This is a genomic window from Proteiniphilum sp. X52, from assembly GCF_003712195.1.
Classification (GTDB): domain Bacteria; phylum Bacteroidota; class Bacteroidia; order Bacteroidales; family Dysgonomonadaceae; genus Proteiniphilum.
Map to the genome: position 1 here is coordinate 145,299 of NZ_RDSD01000001.1, position 16,046 is coordinate 161,344.

Here is a 16,046-nt window from a genome sequence, read left to right on the forward strand (position 1 = left end):
CCATTATGAGGAATAATAAATGTTAATTTTTTTTGTTAAGTTTCAACTTAGAATTCAAAATTGTCTTTTATCTGCAGTAAAATATTCGTTATTATGTAAAATATCAATCATTATTTTATAGCAAATAAAGTATGAACTCGTTCTGCTCTCTTTTCACGGAAATGCTCAAACAAGTTTGGCATTTCTTTCGGCTTTCATTATATTTGCACCCAATTCTTTTCTTTTTTAAAACTATTCGAATGAAGCAAGACAGGCAGATCGCAGAGATCATAGGGAAAGAGCGTGAGCGGCAGTTAAAAGGCATTGAACTGATTGCCTCCGAGAATTTTGTGAGCGACCAGGTGATGCAGGCCATGGGATCGGTATTGACCAATAAATATGCGGAGGGGTATCCCGGAAGGCGTTATTATGGTGGGTGCGAAGTGGTGGATATGAGCGAACAACTGGCCATTGACCGCCTGAAGGAGTTGTTCGGGGCCGAATGGGCGAATGTGCAACCTCATTCCGGCGCACAGGCAAATGCCGCGGTATTCCTGGCCTGTCTGAAGGCTGGCGATAAGTTCCTCGGGTTGAACCTCTCGCACGGCGGTCACCTGACACATGGCTCTCCGGTCAATTTTTCGGGATTGATGTTCCAGCCGGTGGAGTATAATGTCTGTGAAGATAATCAACAGATCGACTATGATCAACTCGAAGAAGCGGCGCGTAGGGAAAGGCCCAAGCTGATCATTGCCGGTGCGTCTGCCTATTCCCGTGAGTGGGATTATGCCCGTATCCGCAAGGTGGCCGACGAAATCGGTGCCATCTTTATGGTCGATATGGCGCATCCTGCCGGATTGATCGCTGCCGGATTACTTGAGAATCCGGTGAAACATGCCCATATTGTTACCTCTACAACCCATAAAACCCTGCGGGGGCCGCGCGGGGGGGTGATCCTGATGGGGAAAGATTTTGAAAACCCGTGGGGTATCACCACCCCTAAGGGAGAGGTGAAGATGATGTCGGCACTTTTGGATTCAGCTGTATTCCCCGGCATGCAGGGGGGGCCGTTAGAGCATGTGATCGCTGCCAAAGCCGTTTCGTTCCATGAAGCGCTGCAACCCGAATACAAAACTTATCAGATGCAGGTGAAGAGGAATGCCGCCCGGATGGCGCGGGCGTTCATCGACAAGGGATATAAGGTGGTTTCCGGAGGCACGGATAACCATATCATTCTGGTGGATCTGCGCACCAAATTCCCCGATCTTACCGGTAAAATGGGTGAGAGGGTACTGGTGGAAGCCGATATCACAGCCAACAAAAACATGGTCCCCTTCGATAGCCGCTCTCCTTTCCAGACTTCGGGATTGCGCTTCGGCACACCGGCCATCACCACCCGCGGTGCAAAAGAGGAACTGATGGGAGAGGTCGTGGAGATGATCGACACCGTGCTTTCGAATCCGGAAGATCGCACCACCATTGCCGCGGTTCGTGAAAAGGTGAACGCCACCATGCGGGAATATCCGTTGTTTGGTTGGTAATATCAATGTGCCAATGTGACTAATGTGCCAATGTGCTGATTGGTTGATTTAACTATTTGATGATTGATTGTTATTGGAATTTGGCTGATTGGGAAATAAGTAATGAGGAATGGTTTGAGCTGTTCCTCATTTTTGTTTACATTTGCGAAAAACTTGCGGCTTGGAAGGTAATGAAAATTTGCAATGAAAATACTATACCGCATAAAAAGAGCACTCTTTTGTTCCGTTGAGTCAATTATGTCGCGGCGGAAAGAAGAGCGTGATCCGGAACGTATAGCAAGTAACCATAATGAGTATTCTTCAGACTGACATACAATTCGTTCCCGGCGTTGGCCCCAAAAGGGCGGAGATCCTCAATAAGGAGATCAATCTCTTCACGGTCGGCGACCTGTTGAGGTGGTATCCCTACCGCTATATCGACAGGAGCAGGATTTGTTATATCCATGAGATCGATAACTCAATGGCCTATATTCAGCTGAAAGGGAGGATCACCGCGTTTGAATCCTTTGGTGAGGGACGCCGCAGACGGTTGGTGGCACACTTTACCGACGGTACCGGTTTTGCAGATCTGGTCTGGTTCCAGGGCACACGGTTTATAGAAGGGAAGTACAAGCTCAATCAGGAATATGTGGTTTTTGGCAAGCCCTCCCTGTTCAATGGCAAGTGGAATATAGCCCATCCCGATATCGATCCTTTTATGAATGAGTCGGATCGCCCCGAAGGGTTGATGGCAATGTATAACACCACGGAGAAGATGAAGAACCACTATCTTAACTCCAGGGCGATACAGAAGATCATCGACAATGCTTTCGGGTTGATGAAAGAGCGGCTTGCGGAAACACTTTCGTCCGATGTGGTGAAAGAGGCCAAGCTGATGCCGTTCCATGATGCGTTGGAGAACATCCATTTCCCGAAATCAGCTCCTTTATTACGTGATGCCGAGTATCGCCTGAAATTTGAAGAGCTCTTCTATATCCAGCTTAATATTGTCCGCTATGCCTCGGAAAGGAAAGGAAAGTTGAACGGTTTTATTTTCAAAAAAGTGGGTGATCATCTCAATTCTTTCTATAAGCAAAAACTTCCGTTCCCTTTGACCAACGCGCAGAAACGGGTAATTAAAGAGATCAGGAAAGATACCGCCTCAGGAAGGCAGATGAACCGCCTGTTACAGGGAGATGTGGGTAGCGGTAAGACGCTGGTGGCGGTCATGTGCATGCTGATCGCACTTGATAACGGCTTCCAGTCCTGCCTGATGGCGCCGACGGAAATCTTGGCCTCGCAGCATTTTGAGACTTTCACTGAAATGCTTTCGGGGATGGATTTGAAGGTGGAGTTACTGACAGGTTCCACCAAGAAGAAGGAGCGGGAGAGGATCCATGCCGGCCTGCGGTCGGGAGAGATCGATATCCTGATCGGAACCCATGCCCTGATTGAGGATACGGTGCAGTTCCACAATCTCGGGTTTGTGGTGATCGATGAGCAGCATCGTTTCGGGGTGGCGCAAAGGGCCAAGTTATGGGCCAAAAACAACCAACCCCCACATGTATTGGTGATGACCGCCACCCCCATTCCCCGCACGCTGGCCATGACGGTGTACGGTGACCTGGATGTGTCGGTGATCGACGAGTTGCCGCCGGGCAGAAAACCGGTACAGACGCTCCATAGGTACGATAAGAAGCGGGGACCGCTTTATCAATTTATCCGGGAACAGATAAGGGCCGGCCGACAAGCCTATATTGTCTATCCATTGATCGAGGAGAGCGAAAAACTCGACTTGAAGAATCTGGAGGAGGGATACCAGCATATCAAAGAGGTCTTCCCCGAATTTACCGTTTGCAAGATGCACGGTCGGATGAAGCCGGCTGAAAAGGATGAGGTGATGCGGCGGTTCGTGGTCAATGAAGCGCAGATCATGGTGTCCACGACTGTAATCGAAGTGGGTGTGAATGTGCCCAACGCCAGTGTGATGGTGATCGAGAGTGCCCAGCGGTTCGGTCTCTCGCAATTGCATCAGTTGCGGGGCCGGGTAGGGCGGGGTGCCGACCAGTCCTATTGCGTACTGATCACTCCCTATGAGATCTCATCCGATACCCGCAAGCGGATGGAAATCATGACCGAAAGCAATGACGGGTTTGTCATTGCCGAAGCCGACCTGAAGCTGCGGGGTCCGGGCGACCTGGAAGGAACCCAACAGAGCGGTATCCCTTTCGACCTTAGAATTGCAGATCTGGTAAAGGATAACAACATCCTTTACCGTGCCCGCAAGATTGCCGAGGATTTGATTGAAAAAGATCCCGCACTGGAGCAGCCTGAACATCTGGTATTAAAACAACAGTTGGACCGTCTGGGCGGAAACCGCTACGAATGGGGAAGGATCAGTTGAGGAAAACTACGAACCGATATTCTCCCGAACCGATTTCGAAAACCATGAATTCCTTTTCCTGCCTTAAAAGCTTAATTCCCCGGACTTTGGAAATATCATTTCCGCTTTCTGTGATCTGCCTCTTCTCTTTTGCCGGAATATAAACTACGGCACTGCTGTTACCTGGAATGGTTACCTCCCATTCAAAGGAGTTTCCGGTTTTTCGCCAAGCGCTTTTTATTAACCCTTGTATGGAACGGTGGGTGGCGGTAACATAATCCACTCCGTCAACGACCAGGGGTTGCATGTGTATGTTGCGAAATCCGGTGCTGCCTGCCAGGTTTTGAATGCCGGCCAGGTATTCGTAGAACCAGACGATAATATCCCCCAGAAGCATCACGTGGTTATGGGAATTCATGGTGGGGTCGGCGGTATTTCCGTTCCAAAGTTCCCAGATGGTGGTGGCCCCGTTTTCGATCATGTAACCCCAGCTTGGATAATCACGGTTGGTGGCTATTTTATGGGCAATATCTCCGCGTCCCTGTTTGGATAATCCCCGCATGAGCCATTGAATGCCCACTAAACCGGTGCTCACATGGCCGTTGAATTCGTGCATGGTCTTGTCCACGATGTTGGAAAACACCCTTTCTTCAAACCCTTCCGGAACCAATCCGAGTTGCAGCGACAACAAATTGGCCGTGACGGTGTTATTGCTGTATTGAGCGGTTCCTTTGTTGAAGAAACGGGCATTGTAAGCCTCTTTGACGAGTGCGGCTTGATTCGAGAAGGCTGTTGCTTCTTCGGTTTTATTTTGCAACAACGCGAACTTTTCGAGCAGACCCAACAGGTGGTGGTAAAACGATGTTGCCAGAAGGGTGCCGTCTGTTTTGCGGGCCGGATCCGCCGAGTGTATCATTTCGGGAGACTCGGGAGGCATGCACCAATCGCCATATAAATCACGGGGCATGAGGTGATCTTCCATATAATTATCGCGCATATACTTCATCCATTTTTTCATGGAATCATAATGTTTGACGATGGGCCTGGCATCTCCGAACTGCTCATACAACATGTTCGCAATGATTAAGTAAGCTGCCGGCCAGGTTATGTTGTCGTTGTAGTTCCGCCAGTAGGCGGGAGCCACGTCGGGCACGCTTCCTTCCGCAGTCTGCGCCTCTTCTATATCATCCAGCCATTTGGCATACAGGTTGTGATTGTTAAAGATGAAACTTTCACCATGCGAACCTGTTGCCCGGTCACCCAGCCATCCCATCCTCTCGTCGCGTTGCGGACAATCCGTTGGCATTCCACGGTAGTTCCCGCGGATTCCCCAATAGGCATTTTTATAGATCTGGTTAATCGTTGAATCGGAAGTTTCAAAATGGCCGATGGTCTCCATTTCGTCGTAAATGACTTTTCCTTCAAAATCATTCACGGAGGGCACCCTGGGATAACCGGTAACCTCCACATAGCGAAATCCGTGATAGGTGAAAGAGGGTTCCCAGCGTTCGTTTTCCGCTCCCTTTAACGTATAGATGTCAGTCACCCGCGCGTTACGGATATTGCCCAAGTAAATCGTTCCGTCATCATTCAGCACTTCCGCGAAACGTAATTTCACCTGCTCGCCCGCCTTGCCGTTCACCCTCATGCTTACCCATCCCACCATGTTTTGCCCCATGTCGAGTACATAAACGCCTGGTTTTGGTGTGGAAACGGATTTCGGCGGCAAGGTTTCCATGATTTTCATATTCGAATTGAGCTGCGCCTCCAGCTTACCTTGCGGGGCATCCGTTAAATCGACATTCAACCAGTTTCCGTCGTCGTATCCCGGATTATTCCATCCGGGCATTTCTTTCCGGGCATCGTACTCTTCCCCATCATATTCATTATTGGCAAGAATGGGCCCATTAGCCGTTACTTTCCAAGATTCATCACTAACAACCGTTTGCTGGCTTCCGTCTGTATAAAACACCTCAAGCTGGAGGATCATTTTGGGATAGCCATAGTTTTGGGTGGGTGGAAGGGGAGGGAAAGATTGATCCTCGACCGTGCGCATATTAAAAAAACGCCCGTTTCCCAGCACAACCCCAATCGAATTATCCCCTGCCGTGAGAAGATCGGTGACGTCGAAAGTGTTGTACTTCACACTTTTCGTATAATCGGTTGGCGTGGGTGCCAATGCCTGGTCACCTATTTTTTCCCCGTTAATGTAAGCCTCGTAAAGTCCCAGTCCGGAGATGTAGAGCATCGCTTTCTCAACTTTCTTTTCATTTTGAAATTCTTTGCGGAAATAACGGGCTGCCAGACGTGTCTTTCCCTTTAAAATATCGCCGGGAAAGCTCTTGTCAAGCCCGATCCATGTAGCTTTCCAATCCTCATCATCCGTGAACGCCATACTCCATCGTGCCGGTTGGCTCCAATCGGAGCTGCCGAGGTTGGTGGTCGTTTTCACTTTCCAATAACAGGTTGTCCTGCTGGCAAGAGGTTTCCCGTTATAAAGAACATTCGTGGATTGTTCCGAACGAACTGATTGAGAATCCCAGAGGTCGCCCTCATTTGCGTTGAGTTTTTCGAGTGAGGAGGCTACAAGCAGACGATAACCGGTTTGTTTTACTCCCCTGGCATCGGCGCCAATTTCCCAACTCAAGGAGGGGTTGGCAAGATCAATGCCAAGGGGATTCTCCATGAATTCGCACCGCAAGTGGCTTACCTCTATTTTCGCTTCTTGGCTGCATGCTTGAAAAAGAAAAGCGGCTGCCGCCAGGACGGTGAAAAAAGGGTTCAGTCCTCTTTTTTCCAGATGTGTACAGATTGGTTTCATATGATTATTTTATTTCTTTTTATTTTTAATGCGTGTATCTATATCCTGTTTTTCCGTACCTGCTAAAACGCCATAGGAACAACTGGAGGCAGAACGTTTCTGTCCCGGCCAAAGCGACTAAAACAACCCCAAAAGGCTTTCGAGAGTTGAATGCTGTTAGAACAACACTTTCCGCATGAATCGGGAAGTGGCGATTGCGTCATTCATTTCAACCAGTTCTTCTAGTTCCGCGTAGTTTTCCTCTACAATTTTTTCGAATTGACGTACCCACATGATGCTTTCCCCAATGGCTTCCATCGCATCTTCGCGATAAGGATACTGGTCCATGGAGAGCCATCCTTTGTATCCGGTTTTCTTCAAACTCAATAGCAAATCGATATAGACCGTGCTGTGTACAGAAGCGACAATCATGTCATCGTCCCACGCCCCGTGATTGTCATTGAAGTGCATGTGGAAAAGCAGATCCCCGGCACGTTTTGCCAAAACGACAGCTTCAGCCACGTTTTCTCCGGCACAGAAGCCATGTCCGGTGTCGATACATATTCCCACGTTGTCATAACCTGTCTCCTTTGCCGCGAGGATTGTATCGGCCATTCGCGCATGGAAAGAAAAGTTACGCGGCTCTTTGGGCTTATACTCTAAGGCATATTTCAAATCCGGAAACTCCTGTGCCAACCGTGCGGTTCCTTCCCGAAGCCATTCCCGTTTCTGATCGTAGTTGGTGGTCAGGAGGTAATCATAGCCGTCTTGGGCCATCCACAGGTTCACTACCTTGCAGTTCATCTCCAAGGCAATGTCACTCATCTGGCGCAAATAGTCGAGGGACTGTTGCCGGATTTTAGGGTCGTTGTTTGTAATTGTACCCTTGGCATATTCTTTTACCGTGAATACGTCGGGTATAATGGAAACACAGGTCTTTCCATAGTCTTCCAGTCGTTTTTTCATGTCTTTCACGTTGTCGGGACGGATGTCCCAGGTTCCCACCAGTTCAATTCCTTCCACGTGGGGAATTTTGGCTGCCTGAGCCAACATCTCTTCTGTGCTTGGATTTTCCTTGTAACCCTTACAGAACCGGTCAGATGTATTTCCCAAATTTCCTAAAATAACTGAGTACTTGTACATAATAATTTGTTTTAAAGATAATATAACTATTATTTGCTAACATGTCAGTAGCGCGATTAACTGCACTCATTCATGGGCGAGAGTTGGGTTATTCATAAATCTCGGGAATATCAGTGAGCGTGCGCTCATACATTTTCCTGCCGCCTTTTTCATTCGGGTGATGATAAACCTGCCAGCCGTAACTGTTTGAATAATCTTCCCAATACATCAGCGATTTGTTTACCTCTTTCCCGTCTCCGTGGATGGAGGTGGGGAGATCAAATTTACAGCCTTTGATCCCCAGTTTTTCCCGCACTTTTTCCATAAGCCGGTTATTTTCAATTTGTGTCCCGCTTTCATTACAGGGGATATTATTGAGAATGGGAATGGCTCCTTGTGCGCTGATGTAATTAACCAACTCGGTCAGGTTGTCTTCGGTATTGCCTCCATTGGTGCCGATGGTCACCATCACGTACTTGGCCTCGATATAGGGTAGTTCGTTTTTTATATAGTCGAGCAACATCGTGACGGTTCCCCCGCCTCTCCCGCTGGACATGGCATTTCCTTTCAATCTGTTGATGATCATTTGCGTCCAGGATTCTGGAAAATCCGCGGTAGGGAAGTATCCTTCCGGTTGGGAGATTGAATCCCCGTAGATCAACACGTTAACCGATTTTTTTAAAGCGAACACGGTCAGTTGCTTTACCAAGACAAATGAACCTTCCACCAGTCCGAAGCAATAGTGGTCCCATTGCATGCCAACGGCGAATCCTTTTTGCAGGGCGCCGGCTCCCACCCCTCCCTGGCCGTCGTTGGTAACCGAAACTTCAATTTCTTCACCTGTTTTTGGATCGATGATACGAACTTTTGCCTGTTGGTAGATATGGAATATCTCCACGATATATTCCCGGTTTCCTTCGAGGAAAGGAACCGGTTTTTCACTTGCCGGATTTGTTGCGATGGAAACACGTTTGTTGGGTACATCCACAAAAGCATTAAAATCGCCTTCGCTGCTTCTGAAGAGGATCTTGGCATCATGAGCCGGTTTTATGTGATACCTGGCCATTCGCTCAGCTAACGCATAAAATTTGTCGAGTTTCACAACACCCCTCGTTCCGGTTACCTTTAATCCTTCCACAGTGTGCTGAGCCACACCGTTTAACTGCAATTCCCGGACGGGGGTGTTGTTCAGCTTCACATCATACAGGACAGTTCCCTGTAGGGGTTTAGCTGCTTCCACGGTTACAGGGATATCCACACTCACCTCCCGGTGTTTTACAGTGATCACTGCCTTTCCTACGGCGACCGCCTCCACCAGCCCGTTGACAACTGTGGCCACCGATTCATCCGATGAGGACCATTGGAAGGCGGGTTGATGGGCAACAGAAGGAACCTGGAGCGCCGTAACCTGCTCTTTATCTCCCACCTGCAGGGTTAAGGATGGTTTGTTCAGGTGGATATTTTCTATCTTATATTCCTCTTCTATTTTGCTTTTTCCACACCCGGCAGAAAATAAAGTCGGAAAAAAAAACAATGCAAAAATTAGGAAGAACCTGCATCTACGATTTTTCATCTGACTAAGATATTTATTTTTTCATTAATGCCAGTTTTATTCATTGTTATCAAAACAATAGCTGCCTGTTGTTGCAGAAATAGTTATTTCATGAGTAACTCAAAACCATTAATATTCATATCGCTCCATGGAATACCGGTTGCTCCAAAAATATCGTGTGTGTTATAGACTACTCCAATGGTAATACGGGTTGCTTTTTCAATGGTAAATGGGATGCTGTTCACCGATTTCTGGTTGGCTACCAGATCGCTGAACCCCAATACTTCAGGCGTAGATATAACCCGGTTGTGATCGGGCATTACGGTTCCGTGGGCGATGACCCCATACATGTCTACACAATCCGGGCTGGTTGTGTGTGCCGCGTCGATATCCAACACAAAACTGCCCGGCAAAATATCCAACGTTTGGTAGATTTTTCCGTTTGTCACTAGCGGAGCCCCCCAAACAGCGGCACTCCAAACACAGAAAGTCCCCACGTTACTGTCAAAGCTTATGTATGCGTTGCTGCTGTGTGTCCACCCGGTTAGTTTTTGGAACCTTCCAGCGCCTACCAGGGGGAACAGGTCCGAACCGTCTCCCTGAAAAGGTTGCTTTCCATTGATCAGGACGGGTAGACTTACCCCGTTTGTCCCACTCACGTTTAAATCATTGAATAGGTCTATCTCTGCTATCTGCGTGCTGGTAGTTGGGTTGTGGTTATCAAGGACGGATATCTTGAAATAGCGGGAAACGACCGATTCTTTGAATTTAAAAGTCTGTTTATGGCTGTTTGCCTTGAACCTGTCTTCCGATATTACCGTCCAATTTTTGTTGTCAGAGCTTATCTCAAAGGTAAATCGCCGGGCATAACCCGTAGTGCCCGGTTCCTGTGCTTGGACAAAATGAAACCCGTCGAACTTCTTTTCGCTTTGCATGTCCACGATTATCCAATGGGGCATCGTTCCCTGTTGCGTATGCCAAACGGTTTCCACCTCGTTATCGATGATATTCTTGGCTGCTGCGGCAGGATCCTCCCCGGAAACTCCGGCGATTGTCCAGATATCCTTCTCAAAGTTTTTCATTGCCGCCTCTTTCGCGTCGATGTGGGGGGCAGTAAACTCGTCAATAAAGTCACTGGTTGGTTTAAAAACTGTACAGAAATAGTAGGCTTTACCTAAATCAATGTTATTGATGACGATCGACTGATTGCCTAAGGGCATCATTACGCTGTCGGAAACGCCGGAAGTGTTTGTGAACAAGATTCTTACTCCTATCTCCTCGGAGATGTTATCATCGAAAAACATTTCTATGGAAGTAGGAGAGAGTGTTCTCTGGTTCAATAATTTTCGGTTCATCAAACCTTTTTGGTAATTATCTCCATAAATGGTGACGACCACTCCTTTAGGATCGGACGTTTCCCCCTTGCTATTAAGCGTCACCACGCGAAGGGTTATCTCCCCCTCCGGAAGATTTTCCACTGTTATTGTTTGTGTAGTTTCAGCTTTATCGATTGTAAATTCTTGAAAATTGCCGCTTCCGTGAAATACCTTTCCGGTCACAGATTCCGCGGGAGCTTGAAATTCAACTTTTGCACGGTATTTACCCGGAAATGCGTTCAGCTCACCTACAACCGATGGTGGATTGACTCCCTCTTCCGTACAGCCAACACATAAGGCTGTAAAAATAAACAGGCTAGAAAGTAAATATGCTAAGTTTTTCATATGATTGTTTTTTTCTTGTGGGTTTCATATTGATTATGCTTAATGGATAACAGTTCATCCATATGAATTATCGCCATGCTTCAGGCTGAGTCATTCCCGCTAATTTCTTAGCGTCTTCCAACGGTATCGGCAGCACCAGGTATTTGTCGGTATACGATGCATAGTCCCGTATTTTCCTGCGTTCATAATGGAATTTCCCGTCGTCATCCTTGGTTATTCTCATTCCAGTTACAAAACGATTTGTTTCGTTAAGAATTTTCCACCTGCGTTGGTCATGAAACCTCCATCCTTCCAGGCAAAATTCAACGCGCCGCTCGTTACGGATACGCTGCATTATGAAATCGTAGTTTTTTTGAAAGCCGGGAACCTTTTCAATTCTTGGTTGCAACGCCCTTTCCCTGATGATATTCAGCATGGTCATTGCTCCATCCAGATCGCCTAATTCGCACAATGCTTCCGCGCGGTTAAGATAGAATTCGGCCAAACGGAAGAATACCCAGTGCGTGGGTTCGCCTCCTCTGCTGTTTCCCGGTCCCCAGAACTTAACTTGTTTGTCTTTGCGGCTGTAATACCCGGTGCAAGAACGTTGTGTTTCCTGCGAGATGACATCATTGAATCCGTTTCGACCCCCGACAAATGTTTCAATGATAAACGGTTCCGTGCAGTTATAGGGCACGCCATAGTCGGCCATGTTATAGAGTATATTTACGTAGAAACGGGCGTCTCTGTTGGAATAAGGATCTCCCCCCGGCTCCTCACTATACCCCAGTTCGGAGGCTTCGGGCGTGACTGTGATCCTGGTTCGCGTCGCGTCGTTATAGGTTACCGGCAAAGCTCCGTTCGTCATTTCAAAACAGTCAACCAGTTCCTGTGTGGGAGACTCCCCGCAATTCCAGATATGTGAGATGGAAGCATGGGGGTATGTGCCCACATCTACTCCGTTGGTATTGTTAATATGCGAGTTGTCACTCCAGGATCGCCAGATAATTTCCGGAACAGGTGTTGCAAAAGCTCCTACAAAGAGTTCTTTGTATTTTTCCATCGGAACGAGGCTGTATTCAGACATGTTTATGACATCCTGCGCGGCATCGGCGGCACGTTGCCATTTGTCACGATCTTTTGCGGGGTTATTGAGTATACTTGCGTTATTGAGCAGGACACGCGCCCGGATAGCATATGCGACGCCGTTATCCACATGCCTTGCCTCGCTCGCTGTTTGCCTGTTTGGAAGGATACCTGATTTAATCACATCCATCAACTCATCGGATATCTTGCTGGCTATCTCGTCATAGGCCGGTCGCGTGAGCATGTGCCAATCTTTGTAAGTCGCTTCAAAGGGCTCCTCGATCCAAGGCAGCGGCCCATAAAATTCCAGCAGGTTCATGTAAAACCAACAACGCAGGATGCGTGCTTCCGCCATCCAAGTGTCTCGTTCCTGTTCGGTGATAGCCGTTGACAGCGGTAGGTACTTGAGGGCATTATTCGCAAAACGGATCCCTCTCCAGAAATCGGGCCATAATTGCTCCGGGTTCCCGTGCCATGCCCAGTTAATAACAGGATTGCTCAAGGACAAGGAGCCATTGTGCCATTCATACGCGTTATAGGTGGCGGCCCAAAAAGCATTGTCGGTTAATGTTTCTATGGGATTAAATACGAAAGAAATCTGATCCCTGGCAAGATAAATCTCCCCATACGTCTCATCGATAAGGCCTTTGCTGCGTTGGTAGTTGTTGAGTATCTCGTTGATGGTGATCTGTCCATCGGGAGTTTTATCGAGAACGTCTTCACATCCATATTGGAATATCAGCCCTATTGCTATAAATAAACAAACTATTCTTTTCATTGTATTCAAATGTTATAAGGATGACGTTAACTAAAATGAAATATTTAATCCCACGTTATAGGTTTTGAACACGGGATAAAAGAGTTCATGGTTCTGTTCCGGATCCTGGTACTTCACCGGATAATGATCAAAAGTTAGCAGGTTTAAGCCATTCACATACAAACGGACAGACGAGGCGCCGATGGCGTTGGCCGCCCTCGACGGCAACGAGTAGCCCAGTTCAATGTTCTTCAACCGGATATAGTCTCCGTTTACTTGCCAGAAATCGGCTTGCAATTTGCTGGCGTTACTACCGGGTTCCAAACGGGGGTAAGTAATCCTTTTCCCGCTCTGGTATCGCTCCTGACTCCAAGCTTCCTTATGCCACTCGTTAAAGTTATACGTTTCCCATATTTTCTGGCCGGTCAGGAAATAACTTCTGGCGGCGGCACCCTGCCACATCATGCTGAAATCAAAATTCTTGTGTTGAAAGGTGATTCCGGTGCCAAATGTCCATTCCGGCACCTCTGGATTCCCGATTGGAACCATATCTTTTTCATCAATCACGCCGTCGCCGTTCTGGTCTTTATATTTCAGATCCCCCAGTTTGGGAGAAGCGCCCACGCCCGATTGGTCATACCAGTCCACCAAATCCTGTTCGGTGTTGAAGAACCCGGCGGTTTCATATCCGAAACTTTGCCCCAGTCGATATCCGGTGCTGCGTAGGCGATAAGCATAATCTTCCGGTAGCAGCACTTCACTCAGGTAAACCACTTTGTTCCTGTTAAAGGCTGCGTTAGCCTTGATATCCAAGCGGGTTTCCCTGGCAAATGATTTCTGATAACTTCCTGTCAGTTCAAAACCCTTGTTCTCGATTACGCCGGCATTAATTTTAGGAATAATTCCCGAAACGTGTACCCCGCCGGTTCCAAATACCCCGGTTGGTATTAATCCCGTAGCGGGAATCAGAATGTTGTTTCGCTTCTCGTAAAATATGTCGGCATCAAGACTGAAATTATTAAAAAACCGGGTTTCAAGCCCGACGTTGTATTTGTTGGCTTTTTCCCACACGAGTTCGTTGTTTCCAATCTGCGATTCGTGGCTTCCGCTCCATAAGGTGAGGAAGGCAAACCTGGCACCGTTCATGTTGTCATTTCCCACCTGGCCGTAAGAGGCGCGTAGTTTGGCGAAAGAGAGCCAATGGCCGGTATTGCTCATGAAGTTTTCTTCTGACAGCACCCATCCCAACGAGAAGGAGGGGAAGAAGCCCATCTTGTGTCCCGGGGCAAACTGTTCCGAACCGTTGTATCCGAAATTCACTTCCCCAAGATAGCGCCGGTCGTAACTATAGGTGGCCCGGCCTACAAGTCCGATGTAATTATAGGGTAACTCGATATTGACTACCCGTTGGTAACGGTTCAGGAGAATCATCGCTGTCACATCGTGTTTGTCGAAGGTGCGCGCGTAGTGAATGGACGCATCCACGTTGAAGAGGTTATTGAAGGTTTGGTATTGGGCATCCGACAAGGTGCTGTTGGAGTTTGTCCCTGTGGGCTGGTAGCTGACCGAATCGGGGGCAAGGGGATCTTTGACCGCCTCGTAAAGCTGAAAAGTTCGCTGCCTTACTTGCTGATTGCTGGAGAATGCGTCGTAGGAAACCACCACCTTGGCCGACAGGCCTGGCGTGATAAAACCCAAACTCTGCTCCACGCCCAATGTGGCGGTTACCTGGTTGGTTTGTGTGTTCCTGAATCCCGTTCTGTTCAACATGCCGTAAGGTACGTTTTCGATATTTCCTCCCTTAAGGGAATTTGTCAGTACCTCTCCGTCGGGGGTAAGGTCGTTATGGTAATTGCTTGGTGTTTGCAACAGGGAACCGATAACGACGGAGTAGGCATTCACGTCATTCAAGTACCCGGCATTATTGGGAACGACCACCGGATCATTTTTTTTCTGCATGTATCCGCTCACGTTGAGGAACATTTTTAAGTTATCGGTCAAGTCAATATCAAAATTTGATCGGAAGTTCACCCTGTTGGCTTTTGATTTAGGGTCATAATCATAGTCGGCGAACTTTTCGGTTTTGAAGATTCCTTCCTGATACAGGTAGCCAACGGTCGTAAAGTAACGCATCTTCTCTGCTCCGCCGCTCACGTTCACGTTTACCCGTTGCATGGGGGAATAGTCTCTGATGAATTCTCCCACGAAGTCCCGCACGGGATATAACTCGGGGTTGTCCCCTAGCCGGTAGCGTTCCAAGGTGTAATCATCATAGATAGGAGGTCTGTTATTTTGTAATTCCACCTGATTTCTTAACAATGCATAATCGTAAGAAGAGACCATACGGGGGAGGCGGGTGGGGGCCTGCCACGATTGTTCAGTTGTGACATCAATGACCGGTTTCCCTGCTTTGCCCCGTCGTGTGGTGACAATAATGACGCCATTGGCCCCTCGCACACCGTATACCGCCGTGGCGGAGGCGTCCTTCAATACCGTAATTGTTTCCACCTCCCGGGGATCAAGGGCCTGGAAATCCCTTTCAACTCCATCCACCAATGTTAAAGGTGCCTGTCCGTTGATTGTGCTTCTTCCCCGGATGAAAAAATCCATTGCTTCCCCTCCCGGCACCCCGGAACGCTGCAATACGGTCAACCCCGGCAAACGGCCAGCCAATGCGATCCCGAGGTTAGAGGCGGGTGTTTGCCTTAATCCCACTGCAGATATGGTGGAAAGCGCGGCAACCACGCTCTCTTTTTTCTGCTGTCCATAGCCCACCACGACCATCTCTTCCAACTCAGTGAGGGATTCTTCCAAAACAACATCTATAACGCGTTGATTTCCGACGGTTACTTTCTGGGCCTGATAGCCCAGAAAAGAGAAAACCAAAACGGCATCATCACTGGTCGCAACGATAGAATATTTACCATCGGTATCTGTGATGGTACCTTGGCCTGATCTTTCTATCTGAATGGTCACACCGGGCAAAGGTTCATTCTGGTTGTTCACGACCGTACCCGATACAGTAAGTTGCTGATTTTGTTTGGCGTGTATGCTGAAATTACACGACAACGCCAACACAGCCAAAAACAGATACATCTTTGTTTTCATGATCATAAAATATAATTTGTAAAAACACCTCTTTCCTTC

Annotated in this window: 8 protein-coding genes; 2 read left to right on the top strand and 6 right to left on the bottom strand. The window is 47.9% G+C overall.

The genetic code is table 11. The annotated features are described in order from the left end of the window. Window positions 1–239 precede the first annotated feature (239 nt). The gene (gene glyA / locus D7D25_RS00465) at window positions 240–1,520 is read left to right on the top strand and encodes a serine hydroxymethyltransferase (protein WP_122967015.1); all 1,281 of its coding nucleotides are present in this window, start codon (window positions 240–242) and stop codon (window positions 1,518–1,520) included. Window positions 1,521–1,806: 286 nt separating this feature from the next. After that, on the top strand, window positions 1,807–3,903 hold the full coding sequence (gene recG / locus D7D25_RS00475) for an ATP-dependent DNA helicase RecG (protein ID WP_370453813.1): 2,097 nt from the start codon (window positions 1,807–1,809) through the stop codon (window positions 3,901–3,903). On the opposite strand, the gene D7D25_RS00480 is transcribed toward recG, so the two are convergent. From D7D25_RS00480 to D7D25_RS00505, 6 genes are all read right to left on the bottom strand, one after another. After that, window positions 3,896–6,667, bottom strand: a complete 2,772-nt coding sequence (locus tag D7D25_RS00480) for a family 78 glycoside hydrolase catalytic domain (RefSeq protein WP_370453814.1) — start codon at window positions 6,665–6,667, stop codon at window positions 3,896–3,898. The genes recG and D7D25_RS00480 overlap by 8 nt on opposite strands. Before the next feature lie 192 nt (window positions 6,668–6,859). After that, window positions 6,860–7,825 (bottom strand): sugar phosphate isomerase/epimerase, encoded by a 966-nt coding sequence (locus D7D25_RS00485; RefSeq protein WP_122967019.1) that lies wholly within the window; start codon window positions 7,823–7,825, stop codon window positions 6,860–6,862. 88 nt (window positions 7,826–7,913) lie between these two features. Then, window positions 7,914–9,377, bottom strand: coding sequence for an Ig-like domain-containing protein (locus tag D7D25_RS00490; RefSeq protein WP_122967020.1), 1,464 nt, complete (start codon window positions 9,375–9,377; stop codon window positions 7,914–7,916). Window positions 9,378–9,460: 83 nt separating this feature from the next. Next, a complete protein-coding gene (locus D7D25_RS00495) occupies window positions 9,461–11,077 on the bottom strand; it encodes a DUF4998 domain-containing protein (RefSeq protein WP_122967021.1) in 1,617 nt (538 codons plus the stop codon). A gap of 67 nt (window positions 11,078–11,144) precedes the next feature. Then, window positions 11,145–12,920: a RagB/SusD family nutrient uptake outer membrane protein gene (locus D7D25_RS00500; RefSeq protein ID WP_122967022.1), complete on the bottom strand. Its 1,776-nt coding sequence runs from the start codon at window positions 12,918–12,920 to the stop codon at window positions 11,145–11,147. Window positions 12,921–12,950: 30 nt separating this feature from the next. Then, the gene (locus tag D7D25_RS00505; RefSeq protein ID WP_255417113.1) at window positions 12,951–16,007 is read right to left on the bottom strand and encodes a TonB-dependent receptor; all 3,057 of its coding nucleotides are present in this window, start codon (window positions 16,005–16,007) and stop codon (window positions 12,951–12,953) included. Between the last annotated feature and the right edge of the window lie 39 nt (window positions 16,008–16,046).

Bases quoted from the DNA above. Each gene is read 5' to 3' on its own strand.
- D7D25_RS00500 (WP_122967022.1), bottom strand. From the start codon at position 12,920: ATGAAAAGAATAGTTTGTTTATTTATAGCAATAGGGCTGATATTCCAA.
- D7D25_RS00505 (WP_255417113.1), bottom strand. From the start codon at position 16,007: ATGAAAACAAAGATGTATCTGTTTTTGGCTGTGTTGGCGTTGTCGTGT.
- D7D25_RS00490 (WP_122967020.1), bottom strand. From the start codon at position 9,377: ATGAAAAATCGTAGATGCAGGTTCTTCCTAATTTTTGCATTGTTTTTT.
- D7D25_RS00485 (WP_122967019.1), bottom strand. From the start codon at position 7,825: ATGTACAAGTACTCAGTTATTTTAGGAAATTTGGGAAATACATCTGAC.
- glyA (WP_122967015.1), top strand. From the start codon at position 240: ATGAAGCAAGACAGGCAGATCGCAGAGATCATAGGGAAAGAGCGTGAG.
- D7D25_RS00495 (WP_122967021.1), bottom strand. From the start codon at position 11,077: ATGAAAAACTTAGCATATTTACTTTCTAGCCTGTTTATTTTTACAGCC.